Here is a 17,550-nt window from a genome sequence, read left to right on the forward strand (position 1 = left end):
TAGCCCACCCTGGTCCCGTCCAGCGAGTGGACGGCGACCCGCGTGGAGGTGGCACCGGCGTCGACGCCGACGACTAGCGATTCAGTCACGGTCCGAGTCTGGGGCTTGACGTGGCCAGGAAGCAAGAATAATTTTCGCCAGAAGACCGAGTATTCGGAAGGAATATTCGTGACTTCAGGAGCGCTTGGGCGCGTCGAAACGGAACTACCCGGTTTGCCGGAGGCGTTGCGCAGGGTCGGCGAGGTGATTCTCGGCGATCCGGCCGAGGCCGCGCGGTCGACCATCATCACCCTGGCCGAGCGCGCGGGCAGCTCGCCAGCGACCGTGACCAGGTTCTGCCGGGCGTTCGGCTTCTCCGGCTACGCCGAGTTGCGCGTCGCGCTCGCCACCGAGACAGGCAGGGCGGCACAGGCGGGCTGGGGCGCGGGCGTCGGGCACGAGATAGGCCCCGACGACCCGCTCGACGCGGCCATCGAGGTGATGGCCGCCGCCGACACGAGGCTCATCCAGGACACCGCCGCACAGCTCGACCTCGGCATCGTCGCCAAGGTGGCCGACGCGATCGTGGCGGCCCGGCGGGTGCTCCTCGTCGGCGTCTCCACCAGCGGGAACGTCGCCACCATGTTCGAAGGCCGGCTGCGCCGCATCGGCATCCCCGGCTGGAGCGCGGGCGACGCGCACGTGGCGCTGTCGGACGCGGCCCTGCTCGGCGCCGCCGACGTGGCCATCGGCATCAGCCACAGGGGCCGTACGCGTGAGGTGATGGAGGCACTGGCCGAGTCAGGCAGCCACGGCGCCACGACGGTCGCCGTCACCTCGTTCGCCCGCTCGCCGCTGGCCGAATTAGCGGACCTGGTGCTGACCACGGCCAGCAGGGAGACCACGTTCAGGCTCGGCGGGCTGGCCGCCGTGCACTCGCAGCTGTTCGTGCTGGACGCGGTGTACGTGGCGGTGGCCCAACAGACCTACGAGCAGACAAATGAGGCGTTCGAGCGCACGATCAGCGCGGTGGAGAGTCATCGGGTGGAGAGAGGCTGAATGACGTACGTAACGAAGGTGCTCGACCTGGCGCACAAGGTCGCGGAGAGCCAGGCCGAGCCGGTACGCGAGGCCGCCGGGCTGCTCGTGGCCGCGATCCGGGCCGGCGGCGTGGTCAACGCGTTCGGCTCGGGGCATTCCGAGGCCATCGCCATGGAGATCGCCGGACGGGCCGGCGGCCTCGTCCCCAGCAACCGCCTCACCCCCCGTGACCTGGTGCTGTACGGCGGCCAACCGGCCAGCGTGCTGACCCCGGAGCTGGAGCGGGACCCGGCCGTCGCGCATCAGATCTACGACCTGGCGCCGGTCGCGCCCGAGGACGTGTTCGTGCTGATCTCCAGCTCGGGCGTGAACGGCGCGGTCGTCGAGTTGGCCACGATCGTCAAGGACCGCGGCCACCCGCTCATCGCGATCACCTCGGTCGCGCACAGCACCAGGATGACCTCACGCCACCCGTCCGGCGGCAAGCTGCTCGACCTGGCCGACGTCGTGCTCGACAACGGCGCGCCGTACGGGGACGCCATCCTGGACCTGCCCGGCGGCGGCAGCTACGGTGCGGTCTCCACGATCACCTCCGCGTTGCTCGCGCAGATGGTGGTCACCGAGGCGGTGGACGAGATCGTGGCGCTCGGCGAGACGCCTCCCATCTACCTGTCGGCCAACGTGACCGGCGGCGACGAACACAACAAGGCGCTTGAGAGCCGATACGCAGGGCGTATCAGGCGCGGATCATGAATAGTCAGGAGTAGCCAAATGCCTCACACCCCCCATATCAGCAGGCGTGATCTTCTTCGTGCCGCGGCGCTCGTGCCCGCGGCAGGGGCGCTGGCCGCCTGCGCCACGCCCGCTCCCCAGCCCGCGGCCACCTCCTCGGCCGCGCCGGCCGCGACGAGCGCGGCCAACCCGTTCGGCGTGGGCGCCAAGCCGCTGGAGGTCTGGATCTTCGACGGCGGCTTCGGCCACCAGTACGCCACCGACATCCACCAGCCGCTCTTCAAGACCAAGTACCCGAACGTCGAGATCAAGCACAACGTCACCAAGGAGATCACCAAGATCCTCCAGCCGCGCTTCGCCGGCGGGAACCCGCCCGAGGTGATCGACAACTCCGGCGCCAACAAGATGGACTTCGGCGCCCTGGCCCAGGACGGCCAGCTACAGGACCTGACCCCGCTGCTCGACGCGCCGTCGTGGGACGACCCCAACGTCAAGGTGCGCGACACCATCGACCCGTCCGTCGTCGATTTCGGCACCTACGACGGCAAGTTCAGCGTGATGGGCTACGTCAACTACATCCACGGCATCTGGTACTCCCAGAAGGTCTTCACCGACAACGGCTGGGAGATCCCGAAGACCTGGGACGAGTTCCTCGCGCTCTGCGAGACCATCAAGAAGTCCGGCAAGATGGCCCCCTTCACCTACGCCGGCAAGCATCCGCAGTACGCGTACGAGCCGCTGCTCACCATGGCCGCGAAGATCGGCGGCAACGAGGTGCTGGTCAACATCGACAACCTCGAGGACGGCGCCTGGAAGGGCGACGCCATGAAGACCGCGGCCGAGAAGATGGCCGAGGTGGGCGCCAAGTATCTCCTGCAGGGCACCACGGGTCTTGACCACGTGCAGACGCAGACCGCGCAGAACAAGTATCAGGTGGCCATGCTGCCCTGCGGTTCCTGGCTGGAGAACGAGCAGAAGACGACCACGCCTGAAGGCTTCGACTACGCGATGTTCCCCATCCCGGACATCACCGGCTCCGACGCGATGCCCCACGGGACGCTGCACACCGCGCCGGGTGAGGAGTTCATGGTCTCGGCTAGGAGCGCCCACCCGCAGGCCGGCATGGAGTACCTGCGCGCCATGCTGTCGAAGAAGGCCGCCGGCGACTTCAGCGAACTGGTCACCACTCTCACCGTGGTCAAGGGCGCCAGCGAGGGCCGTGAGATCTCGCCGGGCGTCACCAGCGCCGCCCAGGCGGTCGGGGCAGCGGGCTCCAACACCGTCTACTACCGCGTCTTCTCCTGGTACGGCCCGCTCAACGACGAGTGCAAGGCCGCAACCGGCGAGCTCATGTCAGGCGGCCTGACGCCCGACGAGTACCTCGAGCGGATGCAGAAGAAGTCCGACGAGATCAAGAACGACTCCTCGATCAAGAAGTACAAGCGCTGATGCTGTTCAACAGGTATCGCCGTGGGCTGTTCATCACCTCGTTCCTGGCAGCCCCGGTGATTCTCTATCTCATCTATGTGATCTCGCCGAACGTCCAGGCGTTCTACATGGCGATGACGGACTGGCGTGGCGTGAGCGCCACGCCGAACTTCATCGGCTTGGACAACTTCGAGCGGCTTTTCGGAGACAACGTCTTCTGGAAGGCCGTCACGCACAACATCGCCCTGCTGGTGTTGTTGCCAGTGATCACGATCGTCATCGCCCTGTTCTTCGCCTTCCTTCTCAACCTGGGCGGAAAACAGGGCGTGTCGGGAATTCGTGGATCCGCCTTCTACCGGGTGGTGTTCTTCTTTCCGCAGGTCTTGGCCGTCACGATCGTGGCGGTCCTGTTCCAGCAGGTGTTCCGGCCCGACGGCAGCGGCATGCTGAACGGGCCGCTTATGGCGCTCGGACTCCAGCCGATCGGGTTCCTGTCCGACTCGGGCATCGCGTTCTGGTCGGTGCTCGGCGTGCTGGTCTGGCAGGCGGTCGGCTTCTACGTCGTGCTCTTCTCCGCCGGTCTGGCGAGCATCCCCAAGGACATGTTCGAGGCCGCGCAGATCGACGGCGCCAACCGGATCACCCTCTTCTTCCGCGTCACGCTCCCGCTGTTGTGGGACACCGTCCAGGTCGCCTGGGTCTATCTGGGCATCCTGGCCATGGACGTCTTCGCGATCGTCTGGGTGATGACCCTCCAGCAGGGCGGGCCCAACTGGTCGACCACCGTCATGGCGGCCGAGATCTACCGCAATGCCTTCGGATATTTCCGCTTCGGCTACGCCTCCGCCCTGGGCGTGGTGATGTTCCTGTTCACCGTCGGCTTCGCGATCCTGTCGCTGCGCCTGTCGCGGCGCGAACGAATCGAGTACTGAAAGATGGCAACGATGACCACGGAGGCGCCTTCGAGGAGCGCTGTGCGCGTGGAGCGGAAGCGGCGGCTCGGGCCGCTGGGCGTGCTGACGCACTTCGCGCTGGCGATCTGGACCCTCATGGTGATGGTGCCGATCGTCTGGACCTTCCTGGCCTCCGTCAAAAGCGAGGACGAGATCTTCGGCTCGGCGTGGTCGCTTCCCGCCACGCTGCGCTGGGACAACTTCGCCAGGGCCTGGGAGCAGGCCCACATCGGCCAGTACATGATCAACAGCGTCATCGTGGTGTCGTTCAGCACATTCGGCACGATGCTGGTCGGCTCGATGGCGGCGTACGTGCTCGCGCGCTATCCCTTCCGGGGAAACCGTACGGTCTACATGCTCTTCGTCGCGGGCTTGGCCTTCCCGTTCTTCCTGGCGCTGTCGCCGCTCTTCTTCGTGGTCCAGAACATGGGCAACGTGCCGCTGGTCGGGCAGTTCATCGGGTTGAACACGCATGCGGGCACGGTGCTGGTGTACATCGCGTACTCGATGCCGTTCACCATCTTCTTCCTGGCGGCCTTCTTCCGTACGCTGCCGGCGGCGGTCGCGGAGGCGGCGATGGTCGACGGCGCCTCGCATACCAGGGTCTTCTTCCAGATCATGATGCCGATGGCCAAACCAGGCATCATCAGCATCACGATCTTCAACATCCTGGGCCAGTGGAACCAGTACCAGATCCCCCTGATCCTGCTCCAGGACCGGGAGAAATGGGTGCTCACCCAGGGCATCGCCGACATCTCAACCGCCGCCGGCTACGACGCCGACTGGGCCGCCCTCTTCGCCGCCCTGACCCTGGCCATCCTCCCCATGCTCGTCGTCTACACGGTCTTCCAACGCCAGATCCAGTCCGGCCTGACCGCAGGCGCACTCAAATAGCGCGCGGTACGCGACATGCCGGGCTGAGGGTGCGCCGGACGAGAGTTCCCTTGCAAACGTCTGGTGATCACGTCGCCGGCGACTTAGCGTGGTCTCGTCATATACCGACCGCTGGCATCGGCTGGCTGGCACCGGAGGCGCTGGGCGCCCGCCAGACGTCGCGTCGAACAGCGATATGAGATCTACCTCAAGGAGCTCGCGATCATGGCAGGCTACGTGCGTTGGAAGGACATCCGTGCTGAGCATGTCAGCCGTGCGGGCGGTGAGGAAGCCGTGGCGGCCGGTAAGGATCGGCTGCGCGAGGCTGCGGCCGCGATCCTGTCGATGGACCTCGAGTACAGTGCCGACGCCTGGCAGGCCGATCACCAGAATCACCCGGGCGAATGTGCGTGACTGCCTACCTCGTCGGCAGGTCCTCAAGGGTCTCACCCCGCCGAGCTCCGCCGCCTGGGCCGGGAACCAGGCGACGGAGTCGGCCGAGCGTTACGCCTGAAGTTCCGCGCGTACCTTGCGGGTGGCCGCGACCACGTTCGCCAGCGACGCCTCGACCTGCTCGTACGTACGCGTCTTCAAGCCGCAGTCCGGGTTGACCCACACCCGCTCCGCCGGCAGCGCCCGCACCGTCCGCCGCAGCAGGTCCTCGACCTCCTCGGCGCCGGGCACGCGCGGTGAGTGGATGTCGTAGACACCAGGCCCGAGCCCGCGCTCGAACGCCCCCACGGCCCCCAGGATCCGCGCCCCCGACCGGGCCGACTCGATCGTGGTCACGTCGGCGTCCAGGCCGTCGATGGCGGTCAGGATCTCGCCGGCGTCCGAATAGCACAGGTGCGTGTGGATCTGCGTCCGATCGCCGGCCCCGGAGGTGGCCCGCCGGTACGCCGCCACCGCCCACTCCAGGTAGTCACCCTGCGCGCCCCGCCGCAACGGCAGCAGCTCGCGCAGGGCAGGCTCGTCGACCTGGATGATCGAGGCCCCGGCCGCCTCCAGGTCCCGTACCTCCTCCCTGATGGCGTCCGCCACCTGGAACACCACGTCGCGGAGCGGCAGGTCGTCGCGCACGAACGACCACGCCACGATCGTCACCGGCCCGGTGAGCATGCCCTTGACCGGCTTGTCCGTGAGCGACTGCGCGTACGTGGCCCACCGCACGGTGATCGGCTCGGGGCGGCCGACGTCGCCGTGCAGGATCGGCGGCCGGGTGCAGCGCGACCCGTACGACTGCACCCACCCGTTCGCGGTGACGGCGAACCCGTCGAGGTGCTCGGCGAAGTACTGCACCATGTCGTTGCGTTCGGGCTCCCCGTGTACGAGCACGTCGAGCCCGAGCCGTTCCTGCACCCGGATGGCCCGCTCGATCTCGCCCTCGACCCGGCGTTCGTAGTCCGCCTGGGACAGGGTGCCGGCCGCCACCGCCGCGCGGGCCGCCCGCAGCTCGCCGGTCTGCGGGAACGACCCGATCGTGGTGGTCGGCAGGAGAGGCAGCCGCAGGTGCCCGGCCTGCGCCGCCGCCCGTACCGCGTACGGGCTGCGCTCCTCCTGCGCGACCGGTCCTGGCAGCGCCACGGAGGGGTCGGCGGCCGGCGACTCGTGGAACCCGGCCCGCGACAGCGCCACCAACTCGGCCACCTTCTGCTCGGCGAACGCCAGCCGGTCCCGCAGAGAAGGCTCCAGCGCCGGCTCGGCCGCCACGTCATAGGGCACGTGCAGCAGCGAGCAGGACGTGCTCACCACCACCTCGGAGGCCCGTACGGCGCCCAGCGCCGCCAGCGCCCGCTCCGGCGAGGTACGCCACACGTCACGCCCGGACACCACACCCGCGACCACGGTCTTCCCCGTCAGGTCGGCGCCGGGCACCCCGCCGCGCACCAGGTCCACCCCGATGGCCTCCACCGGCGTGCCGGCCAGCACCGGCAGCGCCTCCCCGAGGTCCCCGAAGTACGAGGCCACGAACAGCCCGGGCCGCCGCCCAAGGCCGCCCAGCCGCTCGTACGCGGACCGTACGGCGGCCAGCTCGTCGCCCGTCCGGTCGGCCACCAGCGCGGGCTCGTCGAGCTGCACCCACGCGACCCCCTCGGCGGCCAGCAGCGACAGCAGCTCCTCGTAGCAGCCCAGCACGTCGTCCAGCCGGTCCAGCGCGCCGGCCAGCAGCAGGAACGTCACCGGCCCCACCACCACAGGCCGCGTCTCGAACCCGAGCGCCCGCGCCTCACGCACCTCGGCCAGCGGCTTGGCCGCGTCCAGCTTGAACGCGGTGTCCGGCCCGATCTCCGGCACGATGTAGTGGTAGTTCGTGTCGAACCACTTCGTCATCCGCAGCGGCGCCAACCCCTCGGTGCCCCTGGCCATCGCGAAGTAGGGGTCGTCGGCGTCGCGGTAACGCGCGGGCACCGCACCGAGCAGCACCGCCGTGTCCAGCACGTGGTCGTACAGCGAGAACGTGTTCGACGGCAGCCCTTCCAGGCCGAGCTCGGCCAGCCTGCGCCAGGTCCGCTCCCGGAGTTCGGCGCCCGTCCGGTCGAGCTCCGCCCGGCTCGACCGCCCGTCCCAGTACGACTCGAGCGCCCGCTTCAGCTCCCTGCGCGGCCCGATCCTCGGGTACCCGAGCACGGTGGACTTGGGAAATGACGGCATCGTCGCGGCTCCTTCTCATGGAGATTTCGATAGGGAAAACGTCGCTGGAATCCTGCCGAGTACCCCGTACGTGATGCACCATGTATTGGTGTTGCTTATGCTTCGGGAGATCCACTGCTTCACCAGAGTCGCCGAACGGCTCAGCTTCTCCAAGGCCGCCGTCGACCTGGGGATGTCCCAGCCCGCCATGAGTCAGGCTGTGACGAGGCTCGAACGAGCCGCAGGCGTCCAGCTCTTCGAGCGAACCGCCCGTCAGGTGCGGCTCACGGCCGCGGGCAAGGCGCTCCTGCCTTACGCGGCGCAGGTGATCGACTCGGCGGGGGCGTTCACCGCGGAAGCGGCCAGGCTGGCCCGGCCGACCATTCACCTCGCTTATCCGCCACTCGTGGGTACGCTCGCCGCCCGGATCGCCAGGCGGCTGGCCGGCCGCGCCGTCGGCGTGGAGTTGCGGGCGGCGGGCCGGAGCGCGGCGGCGCGGGCACTGGCGGACGGCGAGGTCTCGGCCGCGATCCTGGCCACGCCGGCGCCGGCCCAGTTCGTGACGGCGGCCAGATTCCACGTCACGGTGGACCACCTGGCCGTGCCCGCCGGCCACCGGCTGGAGTCCAGCGCCAAGGTCACCGCGGGCGAGCTGGGCGGCCAGGTGCTGCTCACGCCGGGCACCCGCCCGTGGGCCGGCCTGCCCGGCCGCTCGCGCCTGGTGGCCGACGACGACTTCGGCGCCGCGCTCGACCTGGTGGCCGCGGGCGCCGGCCTGCTGCCCATCCCGCAGCTCCTGGCCAGGACGATCAGGCGGGACGACGTGCGGTTCGTCCCGCTCGACGCGGGCGACCTGCGCATCACCTACGCCCTGGCCTGGTCGAAGGAGCGCGTCACGCCCGAGCTGATGGCCCTGGTCCAGGCGGTGCAGGACGCGCTCTGGACCAGATGACCGGCCGGCGGCTCAGGTGACCGGCAGGTTCCTCAGGACCTCCCGGTGGCTCAGGTGAGCGGCAGGTTCTTCAGTGCCTCGCGGCGGCTGAGGCCGGAGATCCCCTTGGCCTTGACGTAGCGGACGACGTCGCCGGGGTTGGTCTTGGCGTATTCGCGCAGAGCCCATCCGATGGCCTTGCGCGCGAAGAAGTCGTTGTCCGACAGGCTCGGCTCGATGCACGCGTACAGCAGCGCCGTGTCGGTGCGGGTCTTGAAGCGGTTCTGGCACAGGATCGCGGTACGTCGCTTCCACAGGTCGTCGTCGTGGGCCCACTCCAGCATGAGCGCCCGCATCGAGTCCGGGTAGGCGGCGAGCAGCCCGCCGATCCGGTGCGTGGCCAACTCGTCGACCAGGTCCCACCAGGCGCCCGAGACGATCATCTCCTCGTACATGGGGACCGTGTAGAGGGTCTGGAACTCCCGGTAGTAGGGGAATCCGGACAGCTCGACGGCGGCATACCGCTCCTCGCGGTATTCGGCCTCCCGCCACAACGACAACACTGCACGCCGCCACTCGGGCGCGGTCTCCAGGCGATGACCGGTGAACACCCGCTTCAGCGCCTTCCGCCTGGGCGCCGCCTGCACGCCCAGGAACGGCATCGCGGACTTCATGTACGCCCGCATGGCCTCGGCCTTGCCAGGCTCGGACGCCTCCTGCAGTGCCAGCCGCACCGCCTTGCCGAGGCTCATCCCTTGTGGGTGGTGCGCTCGCCCGTGGCGAGACCGTCGAAGAGCACGGTGATGTAGTGCTCGGCCAGGGTGCCCGTGTTGAGCCTTCCGCCCGGGCGGAACCAGCGGACCGCCACCCAGATCGTGTCGCGGATCATCCGGTAGGTGAGCTTGGGATCGACGTCGGGCCTGAACAGCCCGGCCGCCTGTCCCGCCTTGATCTGCGTCACCCAGATCTGCTCGACCTCGTCCTCGGCCTTGACCAGGTAGTTGAACCGCTCGAACTGCCGCAGATAGTTCCAGTCGTTCTGCATCACCGTGATAGCGGCCCGGTGCGGCTCCAGCGTGCCGAACCCGATGCGGACCATCTCCGACAGCACCGTGCGGGCGTCGGAGCCGGCGTCGAGTGCGGCGCGGTAGCGGGCGACGAGGTCGTCGAGGAAGGTGGACAGCACCTCGTCGACGATCGTCTCCTTGGAGTCGAAGTGGTGGTAGAGACTTCCGGAGAGAATGCCTGCTTCGTCCGCGATCTCGCGTACGGTCGTGGCCTGGAAGCCCTTGCGCGCGAAGAGTTCGGCGGCGAGCTTGACGAGGTGGTCGCGGCGCTCGGAGGCCGCCCCGGATGAGGTCGCCCGCTGGCGTTTAGCCGGGGTGGTGGTGCCGGAGTTCTTTCGCGTGGTCACGTCACCATTATGAGCCCTCGCACAATCGCTTGTTCACCTGACCGCCCCTGCTCATACGGCGTTTCCGGCTTGACCAAGCACTTGCTACGACCGCCCGGGTCAGGCGAACCTCACCCGTACGGTATCCCGTCCCTGCGTCACGATGAGGATATGGCCGACCCCTTCACCCTCGGCGTCGCCTCAGGCGAGCCACTGCCCGACGGCGTCATGCTCTGGACCCGGCTGGCGGCCGATCCCCTGAGCGACGACCCCAGACGGCCGGGCGGCATGGCACAGCGGGCCGTCGAGGTGCGCTGGCAACTCGCCGAGGACGACCGGTTCACGCGGGGCGTGCGCCAGGGGACGCTCCAGGCGCTGCCGATCTGGGCGCACAGCGTGCACGTCAGGGTCGCGGGGCTGGCGCCTGGCACCGACTACTTCTACCGGTTCATGGCGAACGGCGCGCTGAGCCCGGTCGGCCGCACCAGGACCGCGGACGACCCGGCCTCGACCCGTCCCGTGCGGTTCGCGGTGGCCAACTGCCAGCGTTACGAGCACGGCTTCTACACCGCGTACCGGCATCTCGCCGCGGAACGGCCGGACGTGGTCATCCACGTCGGCGACTACATCTACGAGTCCGGCGAGGCCGCCGACCCCGTACGCCCGCTCGGCCCGGTGTCCGGCCAGGCCATCAGGCTGCACGAATACCGCCTGCGCTACGCCCGCTACCGGACCGACCCCGACCTGCGTGCCGCGCACGCCGCCGCGCCCTGGGTGCCGACCTGGGACGACCACGAGGTGGCCGACAACTACCGGGGGAGAGGGGACGGGTCGCAGGCGTTCCTGCGCCGCCGGGCCGCGGCCTACCAGGCGTACTACGAGAACCAGCCGCTGCGGGTCCGCCCGCGGAACGGCAACCTGCAGATGTACAGGCGGCGCACGTACGGTGTGGTGGCCGACTTCATGGTGCTCGACGTGCGCCAGTACCGCACCGCCGGCACCATGCTCGGCGCCGGCCAGGAGCAGTGGCTGCTGTCCCGGCTGCGCACCAGCCCGGTACGCTGGCGCGTCCTCGTCCAGCCGCTGTTCTTCGCCCGCCGCTTCGTGCCCGGACCGGCGCCGAACCTGCGCACCGACTCCTGGGACGGCCACCCGGGCCAGCGCGCCCGCATCCTGGCGGCGAACGCGCCCGGCCTGGTGGTGCTCAGCGGCGACGTGCACAACGCGTGGGCGGGCGAGTTGAAGGCCGACTTCCTCGATCCGGCCTCGGCCACGGTCGGGGTGGAGTTCGTGGGCAGCTCGATCAGCAGCCGGCCGCCGCGGACCGACGGCCCGGCAGTGCTGGCCGCCAACCCGCATCTCACGTTCTTCGACGACCGCCGCGGCTATCTGTCGGGCGTGATGAGCCCCGAGGAGTTGCGGGTGGCGTACCGGGCGGTGGACTTCGTGGACGAGGAGGGCTCGCCTGTGCGTACAGTGGCGGAGTTCGTCACCATGGGGAGCGGGTTGACGTCAGAAAATACCTCTAGCAAATAGGAAACTTTCCTATTAGATTTCGAAGCATGCCCCTGAGCGGTGACCTGCTTCGCCTTGCCGACGCCGTCCTTTTCCCCGGCTTCACCGGACACACGCCCCCCGACTGGCTCCGCCGCCGGCTCGGTGAGGGGCTGGCCGGCGTGGCGCTGTTCTCACGCAACATCGCCGGCCCCGCCCAGGTGGCCAGGCTCACCGCCGCGCTGCGCGCGGAGAACCCCGAGGTCCTCGTCGGCACCGACGAGGAGTCCGGCGAGGTCACCAGGCTGGAGGTGGCCACGGGCAGCAGCCGCCCAGGCGGGTACGCGCTGGGCGTCGTGGACGACGTGGGCCTGACCGAGGCCCTGGCCGCGGACCTCGGCGGCGACCTGGCCGCGGCCGGCATCACGATCGACTTCGCGCCGTCGGCCGACGTCAACTCCAACCCGGACAACCCGGTCATCGGCCTGCGCGCGTTCGGCGCCGACCCGGCCCTGGTCGCCCGGCACACCAGGGCGTTCGTCCGCGGCCTGCAGTCGGCCGGCGTGGCCGCCTGCGCCAAGCACTTCCCCGGGCACGGGGACACCTCGGTCGACTCCCACCACGGGGTGCCCGTCGTGGCCGAGCACGGGATCGAGGACGCGCTGTTCCCTTTCCGTGAGGCGATCAAGGAGGGCGTGCGGTCCGTCATGACCGGTCACCTCCTCGTGCCCTCGTACGACGCCGAACTGCCCGCCACCCTGAGCCCCAAGGTGCTCACCGGGCTGCTGCGGGAGGAACTGGGCTTCCAAGGAATGATCATCACGGACGGCATCGAAATGGCCGCGGTGTCGGGGGCGTACGGGATCGGGGGCGCCTCCGCCCGCGCCATCGCCGCGGGGGCCGACGCGATCTGCGTCGGCGGCGAGCGATCCGACGAGGCGACGGCCGTCGAGGTACGCGACGCCATCGCCGCGGCGGTGACCACAGGACTGCTGCCCGAGGAGCGACTGGCCGACGCCGCTCGCCGGGTCCGCGAGCTGGCCCTCTGGGCCGCCTCCTCGGGCAGCGCGGGGCCGGGGGACGGGCACCTCGGCCTCACCGCCGCCCGCCGGGCGCTCCGCGTCACCCGCAGGTCCACGGCCGTGGCGCTGCCCCTCACCTCGGCCGCGCACGTGATCGAACTGGCCCCGGAGATGAACCTGGCCATCGACAGGGGCACCCCGTGGGGCGTCGGCGGCCCTCTGGCACAGCTCCTGCCCGGCACCGAGGTCACCCGGCTGACGGCGGGCGAGGCGACGGGCGTCGTACTGGAGGGGCTGCTCGCGCGGGCCGGGCGGCGCCCGCTGGTGATCGTGGTCCGCGACGCCCACCGCCACCTCTGGCAGGGCGCGGCCCTCAGTCACCTGCTGAGCGTGCGGCCCGACGCCGTGGTGGTGGAGATGGGCCTGCCGGCCCGCTCGGACCTGGGCGCCGTCCACATCGCCACGTACGGCTCCGCCAGGGTCTGCGGCCAGGCCGCCGCGGAGGTCCTGACCGGTACCCTGTGACACCGTGAACTTCGACGGCGAGGACCTCTCGCACAAAGCGCTGGGCGACCGCCTCCCGTCCGAGGAGACCCACACCTTCCGCGACTGCGACCTGACGGAGACCGACTTCTGGGGCGCGTCGCTGGCCGGGGCCCGCTTCACGTCCTGCGTGCTGGAGCAGACCGACTTCCGCAAGGCCGACCTGGACGGGGCCGCCTTCACCGGCGGCGGTGGGATGCGGATCCGCTTCAACGACGCCGACCTCATCGACGTGACGTTCACGGACGTGGACCTGTCCTCGGCGCAGTTCGGCGGCGCGCTGCTGACGGACGTCTCCTTCACCGGCTGCCGCATGATCGGCACCGCGCTCACGGCCTCGCGCGGCACCGGCTTCAAGCTCAGCCGCTCCAACCTGACCCTCGCCAACCTGGGTGGCTGCTCGCTGCGCGGCGAGCACATCGAGGGCGTCCGCTTCGACGACGCGGACCTGTCGGGCTGCGACTTCACCGAGGCCGTCCTCGACGACTGCCGGCTCATCGGCACCCGGCTGCTGAACACGACGTTCGCCAAGGCCGACCTGCGCGGCGCCGACCTGGGCCAGCCCGACGACGCCAAACTGCGGGCCTTCGCCGGCGCCGTGATCAACCAGACCCAGGCCAAGGCCATCCTCGCCGCCCGCGGCATCACCGTCCTCTGACGGGTCCCCTGACGGCCGTCAGCGCATGGCGGACCTGGCGGTGGGCCGCAGCCTGATCCGCTCGGGTGCGGCGGTGAGGCGGGACTTCAGCATCGGCAGGTCCACCTCCCGCTCGTCCCCCGGCGTCTCGAACCGGGCGAACCACACGAACACCTGCTCGCCGGTGCGCACGGGCAGGCGCGGATACGTGTTCTCGGAGTGCTCGGTCTCCAGGCAGACGATCGGCGGCACCCCCGCCTCGGCCAGCACGGGGACGGCCTCGCGGGCGAAGAACGCGGCGAAGCCGTCGTCGACGTGGTAGATCGTGGCGGTGTACAGCGACGCGGGCCGTTCGGCCGTCCCCACCGGCGGCCGATCCCGCGCGGGGAAGGCGCCGTCCACGACGTGGAGCAGGAGCACGTCGTCCGAGTCGATCATCGTGGCGTTGGCGGCGTCGCGGTGGGCCCGCCACACCGGCCCGTCGTAGAACGCCTCCAGCGCCGCGCGCCGGGCGTCCATGCCGGGAAAGGCGCGTAGCCAGGGGAACGTGTCGGGCGCGTCCGGGTCGCGGAAGGAGCCGGTGACGCGCATCCCCGCCGCTTCCTGCGTCTCGACGAACTCCCGCTCGAACAGCTCGATCAGTGTGTCGCGCCGACCCGGGTGGAGGGTGTAGCGCCGCAGTTCGTAGATCATGCGGGGCACGTTAGGACGGCATCACTGACATCTCTCGTCAGTGTATTGGCCGAATAATGTTCTGATTACTTTAAGCTACCTATTGGCAACTCTCGGTTATAGGATCTCAACTGGCCTTGATCCATGGGTCAAAGAAGGTCAAAGGGGTCGGTGGTGCCCAGGGCCCGTGGCGACCGCCGCCCCGGAGGGTCTCCCCCTGACGAAGGAGCACAAGTGATCAAAAGGGTGTGCGCCGCCGCGGCCGTCGTGGCAGTGGCCGGTGGCGGCGCACTGCTTCCCGTACCCGCGCACGCCGACGACTGGGACGACTGGTCCAACCGCTGGAGCAGCAACTGGTCCAGCAACTGGAGCCGCAACACCGGCTCCACCCAGTCCGGCAACAACTTCGGTGACATCCTCGCCGCCATCCGCGGTCAGCACGAGTCGACCAACGTCAACAACATCAACGGCTTCACGCCGGTCGCCACGCACGGCGGCATCACGGTGACGTACATCTTCGACTGACCGGCTGACGCCCCGAGAACAGCAATCTGAAAGGACATCGACATGATGAAGAAGCTCTGCGTGACCGGCCTGATCGCCGCCGCGGCCGGTGTGACCCTGCTGTCCGCCCCCGCGTTCGCTGACACGACCTCCGGCAACTCCAGCTCCAACCACGACGCCGTGCAGTCCGGCAACAACTTCGGCAACGTCGTCAACAACAACGTGAGCGGCGTCGACGCGACCGGCGTCAACAACGTCAACGGCAACGCCGTGGTCGCCACCAACGGCGGCGACGTGGTCATCGACGACATCATGGACTAACACCCGGCTCCCGCGTTCCGCCAGGACGCGGTCTCCGGACAACGCGTGCGGGCCGGGTCGACACGACCCGGCCCGCACGTGCGCGTTCAGCAGGAGATGCCGCCGTCCACCGGGATGACCGCACCGGTCAGGTACGCCCCCGCCCGCGACGACAGGAAGATCGCCGTGCCCGCCATGTCCTCGGGCCGGCCGATGCGCCCCAGCGGCACGTTCGAGGCGATGGCCTTCCTGGTGTCCGGGTCGTCCAGCGCGAAGGCCATCATCTTCGAGTCGAACGGCCCCGGCGCGATGGCGTTGACCGTGATGTGCTCCTTGGCCAGGTGCTTGGCCAGGTGCCGGGTCAGCATGTGCACGGCGGACTTCGTCGAGGAGTAGGCGTAGCTCGGCACCGCCGGCACCTTGATGCCGTCGATCGAGCCCACGTTGATCACGCGGGCCGGGTCGTCCGCGGTGGCCGCCTCCCGCAGCCGGGGCAGGAACCGCTGGGTCAGGTAGAAGACGCCCTTGACGTTGATGTTCCAGAGCTTGTCGAAGGCGTGCTCCGGATACTCCTCCAAGGGGGCGCCCCAGGTCGCGCCGGCGTTGTTCACCAGCACGTCCAGGGGGCCGTCCACCGCCGAGACCAGCGCTTCCAGCCCTTCGGGCGTCGACAGGTCGGCGGGCACGGCGGTGCAGCCCAACTCGGCGGCGGTCTTCTCGACCTCGGCCGTTTTGCGCGCGGATATGTAGACGGTCGCCCCCGCCTGGACGAAGCCGGCGGCGATCATGCGCCCGATGCCGCGCGAACCCCCCGTGACGACGACTGTCTTGCCTTCCACCGAGAACAGAGTCATGTTCTGGAAGCATGCCATACCGGCCGGTCGGTCGCCAGAAGCGTACGCTTCAGACGCCCGGCAGCCGGCCGTTGCGGAACAGGTCGACGAACCTCTGATGGTCTTCCCTGGTCTGCGTCCCATAACGATGGGCGAAATCCACCAGCATCCCGATAAATCCCGCTCTGTCGTTGCCGATCAACGCCACGATCGCCTCCTCAGTCGAGAAGTCGACGAGATCGTGACTGGAGTCGTCGTCGGCCACCGCGTGCATGCGCGCGACCGCCCGCCCCATGTCGCGGACGATCGAGCGCAGCTCGTCCGGCTCGTTCACGTCGTCCCAGTCCAGGTCGGCCGAGTACGGCGACACCTCCGCCACGAGTTGCCCCACCCCGCCCAGCGTCGTGTACCCGAGCCACGGATCGGCGTACGCCTGCAGCGCCCGCTGCGACTCCGCCGTCCGGTGCCCCTGGTGCAGGAAGTAGGAGGCCACCTTCTCGTCGGTCACGTACCGCGCCACCGCCGGCACCGCGGCCTGTTTCATGTAGAGGACGACGTCGTTCTCCAGCGCCTGGGAGCGTCCTTCGAGCAGCAGATTGTACGACGGCAGCCCCGCCGACCCGATCCCCACGCCCTTGCGCAGCGCCACGTCCTTGATCACGTGCTCGACGGGATTGACCTCCCCGGGCAGCGTCGTCAGATACTCCTGGAACGCGGCCAGCACGGCCTCCTGGCCCGCCGCGTCCACGCCCTCCCGCCCCTCCATGAGCGCGAACCGCCGGTCGTAGTCGTCGATGACGGTCTCGACGTCCAGCAGCGCCACCCGCGTGCTGAGCCGCGCCGTCTGCAGCACCCGGTGCAGCACGCCGCTGGTGGTGTCCAGGGTGAGCGAGCCGATCGCGTCGTCCCCACCGGCCGCGATGGCGGCCAACTCGGTCAGGTACGCCTCCCCGAACCCGGCCACGAGCCCGCCGATCGCGTCGTCGGACAACGCCTTGGCGTACCCGATCAGGGCCACGCTGGCGGCGAAGCGCTTGAGGTCCCAGACGTACGGGCCCACGTACGCCTCGTCGAAGTCGTTGACATTGAAGACCAGGACACCGGAGGCGTTCATGTACGTGCCGAAGTTCTCGGCGTGCAGGTCACCGTGGATCCAGACGCGGCTGGTCGGGCCGTCGAGGTAGGCGTCGTCGGCGAAGCTCGCGGTCATGTCCGCGTAGAAGAGGGACGCGCTGCCGCGGTAGAAGGCGAACGGAGTCGCCGCCATCTTCCGAAATTTCCGTCTGAAGGCGGCGGGGTCTCGCTTGATCGACTCGCCGAACTCCGCCATGAGGACATCGAGCAGGAAGGAGGAGCGTGTGCCCATGTTCCGGACACTAGATCCCGATCCTTCTGCCGCCTACCCCGATCTTTCCCTGACAAGCCCAAGTCAGAGCCCTCCGGCGACAACGGCACCAGACAGTGTGGGCGGCGACGGGACCGCGCCGGCGCGGCGGCCGAGCGAGCGCGGCACGGGCACCGAGGCGGACCCAGGCGGACCCAGGCGGGACCAGCCGGGGCGGGGTCGGGCGGGGTCAGGCCGGG

The 17,550-nt window shown here is 69.4% G+C and carries 18 protein-coding genes; 12 read left to right on the top strand and 6 right to left on the bottom strand.

Annotated elements, in window-relative coordinates:
- Positions 1-168 precede the first annotated feature (168 nt).
- From ITP53_RS43825 to ITP53_RS56475, 6 genes are all read left to right on the top strand, one after another.
- Positions 169-1,038, top strand: a complete 870-nt coding sequence (locus ITP53_RS43825; RefSeq protein WP_195901389.1) for a MurR/RpiR family transcriptional regulator — start codon at positions 169-171, stop codon at positions 1,036-1,038.
- A complete protein-coding gene (locus tag ITP53_RS43830) occupies positions 1,039-1,773 on the top strand; it encodes a sugar isomerase domain-containing protein (RefSeq protein WP_195901390.1) in 735 nt (244 codons plus the stop codon).
- 18 nt (positions 1,774-1,791) lie between these two features.
- Positions 1,792-3,201 carry an N-acetylglucosamine/diacetylchitobiose ABC transporter substrate-binding protein gene (gene ngcE, locus ITP53_RS43835; protein ID WP_195901391.1) on the top strand — a complete coding sequence of 470 codons (1,410 nt, stop codon included), beginning with the start codon at positions 1,792-1,794 and terminating at the stop codon, positions 3,199-3,201.
- The gene (locus ITP53_RS43840) at positions 3,201-4,112 is read left to right on the top strand and encodes a carbohydrate ABC transporter permease (protein ID WP_195901392.1); all 912 of its coding nucleotides are present in this window, start codon (positions 3,201-3,203) and stop codon (positions 4,110-4,112) included. Before ngcE ends, ITP53_RS43840 begins: the two co-directional genes overlap by 1 nt.
- Before the next feature lie 42 nt (positions 4,113-4,154).
- Positions 4,155-5,027 (top strand): carbohydrate ABC transporter permease, encoded by an 873-nt coding sequence (locus ITP53_RS43845; RefSeq protein WP_328817706.1) that lies wholly within the window; start codon positions 4,155-4,157, stop codon positions 5,025-5,027.
- A gap of 204 nt (positions 5,028-5,231) precedes the next feature.
- On the top strand, positions 5,232-5,420 hold the full coding sequence (locus tag ITP53_RS56475) for a hypothetical protein (protein WP_207757278.1): 189 nt from the start codon (positions 5,232-5,234) through the stop codon (positions 5,418-5,420).
- 90 nt (positions 5,421-5,510) lie between these two features.
- Here ITP53_RS56475 and metE read toward each other — a convergent pair whose 3' ends face one another.
- Positions 5,511-7,658, bottom strand: a complete 2,148-nt coding sequence (gene metE / locus ITP53_RS43855; protein ID WP_195901394.1) for a 5-methyltetrahydropteroyltriglutamate--homocysteine S-methyltransferase — start codon at positions 7,656-7,658, stop codon at positions 5,511-5,513.
- A 97-nt stretch (positions 7,659-7,755) separates the two neighbouring features.
- On the opposite strand from metE, the gene ITP53_RS43860 reads away from it, so the two are divergent.
- Entirely contained in the window at positions 7,756-8,589 is an 834-nt protein-coding gene (locus ITP53_RS43860) for a LysR family transcriptional regulator (RefSeq protein ID WP_236051827.1), read from the top strand.
- A 50-nt stretch (positions 8,590-8,639) separates the two neighbouring features.
- Here ITP53_RS43860 and ITP53_RS43865 read toward each other — a convergent pair whose 3' ends face one another.
- Together ITP53_RS43865 and ITP53_RS43870 are read right to left on the bottom strand one after the other, a co-directional pair.
- Positions 8,640-9,320, bottom strand: a complete 681-nt coding sequence (locus ITP53_RS43865; RefSeq protein WP_195901396.1) for a DNA alkylation repair protein — start codon at positions 9,318-9,320, stop codon at positions 8,640-8,642.
- The gene (locus ITP53_RS43870) at positions 9,317-9,982 is read right to left on the bottom strand and encodes a TetR/AcrR family transcriptional regulator (protein ID WP_195901397.1); all 666 of its coding nucleotides are present in this window, start codon (positions 9,980-9,982) and stop codon (positions 9,317-9,319) included. The genes ITP53_RS43865 and ITP53_RS43870 overlap by 4 nt, the downstream gene beginning before the upstream one ends.
- Before the next feature lie 150 nt (positions 9,983-10,132).
- Here ITP53_RS43870 and ITP53_RS43875 point away from each other — a divergent pair, with 150 nt between their 5' ends.
- Genes ITP53_RS43875 through ITP53_RS43885 form a run of 3 tightly spaced genes read left to right on the top strand, consistent with a single transcriptional unit; the run spans position 10,133 to position 13,678 of the window.
- The gene (locus ITP53_RS43875; RefSeq protein WP_195901398.1) at positions 10,133-11,497 is read left to right on the top strand and encodes an alkaline phosphatase D family protein; all 1,365 of its coding nucleotides are present in this window, start codon (positions 10,133-10,135) and stop codon (positions 11,495-11,497) included.
- Between the two features lie 26 nt (positions 11,498-11,523).
- Complete coding sequence (locus ITP53_RS43880) at positions 11,524-13,002, top strand: glycoside hydrolase family 3 protein (RefSeq protein ID WP_195901399.1); 1,479 nt, start codon at positions 11,524-11,526, stop codon at positions 13,000-13,002.
- A 4-nt stretch (positions 13,003-13,006) separates the two neighbouring features.
- On the top strand, positions 13,007-13,678 hold the full coding sequence (locus tag ITP53_RS43885) for a pentapeptide repeat-containing protein (RefSeq protein ID WP_195901400.1): 672 nt from the start codon (positions 13,007-13,009) through the stop codon (positions 13,676-13,678).
- An 18-nt stretch (positions 13,679-13,696) separates the two neighbouring features.
- Here the strand turns inward: ITP53_RS43885 and ITP53_RS43890 are convergent, their stop codons facing one another.
- The gene (locus ITP53_RS43890; protein WP_195901401.1) at positions 13,697-14,350 is read right to left on the bottom strand and encodes an NIPSNAP family protein; all 654 of its coding nucleotides are present in this window, start codon (positions 14,348-14,350) and stop codon (positions 13,697-13,699) included.
- 213 nt (positions 14,351-14,563) lie between these two features.
- Between ITP53_RS43890 and ITP53_RS43895 the strand changes: the two genes are divergently transcribed.
- Together ITP53_RS43895 and ITP53_RS43900 are read left to right on the top strand one after the other, a co-directional pair.
- The gene (locus tag ITP53_RS43895; RefSeq protein ID WP_195901402.1) at positions 14,564-14,854 is read left to right on the top strand and encodes a hypothetical protein; all 291 of its coding nucleotides are present in this window, start codon (positions 14,564-14,566) and stop codon (positions 14,852-14,854) included.
- A 42-nt stretch (positions 14,855-14,896) separates the two neighbouring features.
- A complete protein-coding gene (locus ITP53_RS43900) occupies positions 14,897-15,154 on the top strand; it encodes a hypothetical protein (protein WP_195901403.1) in 258 nt (85 codons plus the stop codon).
- Between the two features lie 86 nt (positions 15,155-15,240).
- On the opposite strand, the gene ITP53_RS43905 is transcribed toward ITP53_RS43900, so the two are convergent.
- On the bottom strand, positions 15,241-15,987 hold the full coding sequence (locus ITP53_RS43905; RefSeq protein WP_236051825.1) for an SDR family oxidoreductase: 747 nt from the start codon (positions 15,985-15,987) through the stop codon (positions 15,241-15,243).
- A gap of 49 nt (positions 15,988-16,036) precedes the next feature.
- Positions 16,037-17,332 (bottom strand): DUF2252 domain-containing protein, encoded by a 1,296-nt coding sequence (locus ITP53_RS43910; RefSeq protein WP_195901405.1) that lies wholly within the window; start codon positions 17,330-17,332, stop codon positions 16,037-16,039.
- Positions 17,333-17,550: the final 218 nt, after the last annotated feature.

It is taken from the genome of Nonomuraea cypriaca, from assembly GCF_015645445.1.
Lineage (GTDB): Bacteria > Actinomycetota > Actinomycetes > Streptosporangiales > Streptosporangiaceae > Nonomuraea > Nonomuraea cypriaca.

Excerpts from the sequence above, each read along its gene's own strand:
- ITP53_RS43880 (WP_195901399.1), top strand. The coding sequence starts at position 11,524 with ATGCCCCTGAGCGGTGACCTGCTTCGCCTTGCCGACGCCGTCCTTTTC.
- ITP53_RS43840 (WP_195901392.1), top strand. The coding sequence starts at position 3,201 with ATGCTGTTCAACAGGTATCGCCGTGGGCTGTTCATCACCTCGTTCCTG.
- ITP53_RS43900 (WP_195901403.1), top strand. The coding sequence starts at position 14,897 with ATGATGAAGAAGCTCTGCGTGACCGGCCTGATCGCCGCCGCGGCCGGT.
- metE (WP_195901394.1), bottom strand. The coding sequence starts at position 7,658 with ATGCCGTCATTTCCCAAGTCCACCGTGCTCGGGTACCCGAGGATCGGG.
- ITP53_RS43905 (WP_236051825.1), bottom strand. The coding sequence starts at position 15,987 with ATGACTCTGTTCTCGGTGGAAGGCAAGACAGTCGTCGTCACGGGGGGT.
- ITP53_RS43860 (WP_236051827.1), top strand. The coding sequence starts at position 7,756 with ATGCTTCGGGAGATCCACTGCTTCACCAGAGTCGCCGAACGGCTCAGC.
- ITP53_RS43875 (WP_195901398.1), top strand. The coding sequence starts at position 10,133 with ATGGCCGACCCCTTCACCCTCGGCGTCGCCTCAGGCGAGCCACTGCCC.
- ITP53_RS43865 (WP_195901396.1), bottom strand. The coding sequence starts at position 9,320 with ATGAGCCTCGGCAAGGCGGTGCGGCTGGCACTGCAGGAGGCGTCCGAG.
- ITP53_RS56475 (WP_207757278.1), top strand. The coding sequence starts at position 5,232 with ATGGCAGGCTACGTGCGTTGGAAGGACATCCGTGCTGAGCATGTCAGC.
- ITP53_RS43910 (WP_195901405.1), bottom strand. The coding sequence starts at position 17,332 with ATGGGCACACGCTCCTCCTTCCTGCTCGATGTCCTCATGGCGGAGTTC.
- ITP53_RS43830 (WP_195901390.1), top strand. The coding sequence starts at position 1,039 with ATGACGTACGTAACGAAGGTGCTCGACCTGGCGCACAAGGTCGCGGAG.
- ITP53_RS43890 (WP_195901401.1), bottom strand. The coding sequence starts at position 14,350 with ATGATCTACGAACTGCGGCGCTACACCCTCCACCCGGGTCGGCGCGAC.
- ngcE (WP_195901391.1), top strand. The coding sequence starts at position 1,792 with ATGCCTCACACCCCCCATATCAGCAGGCGTGATCTTCTTCGTGCCGCG.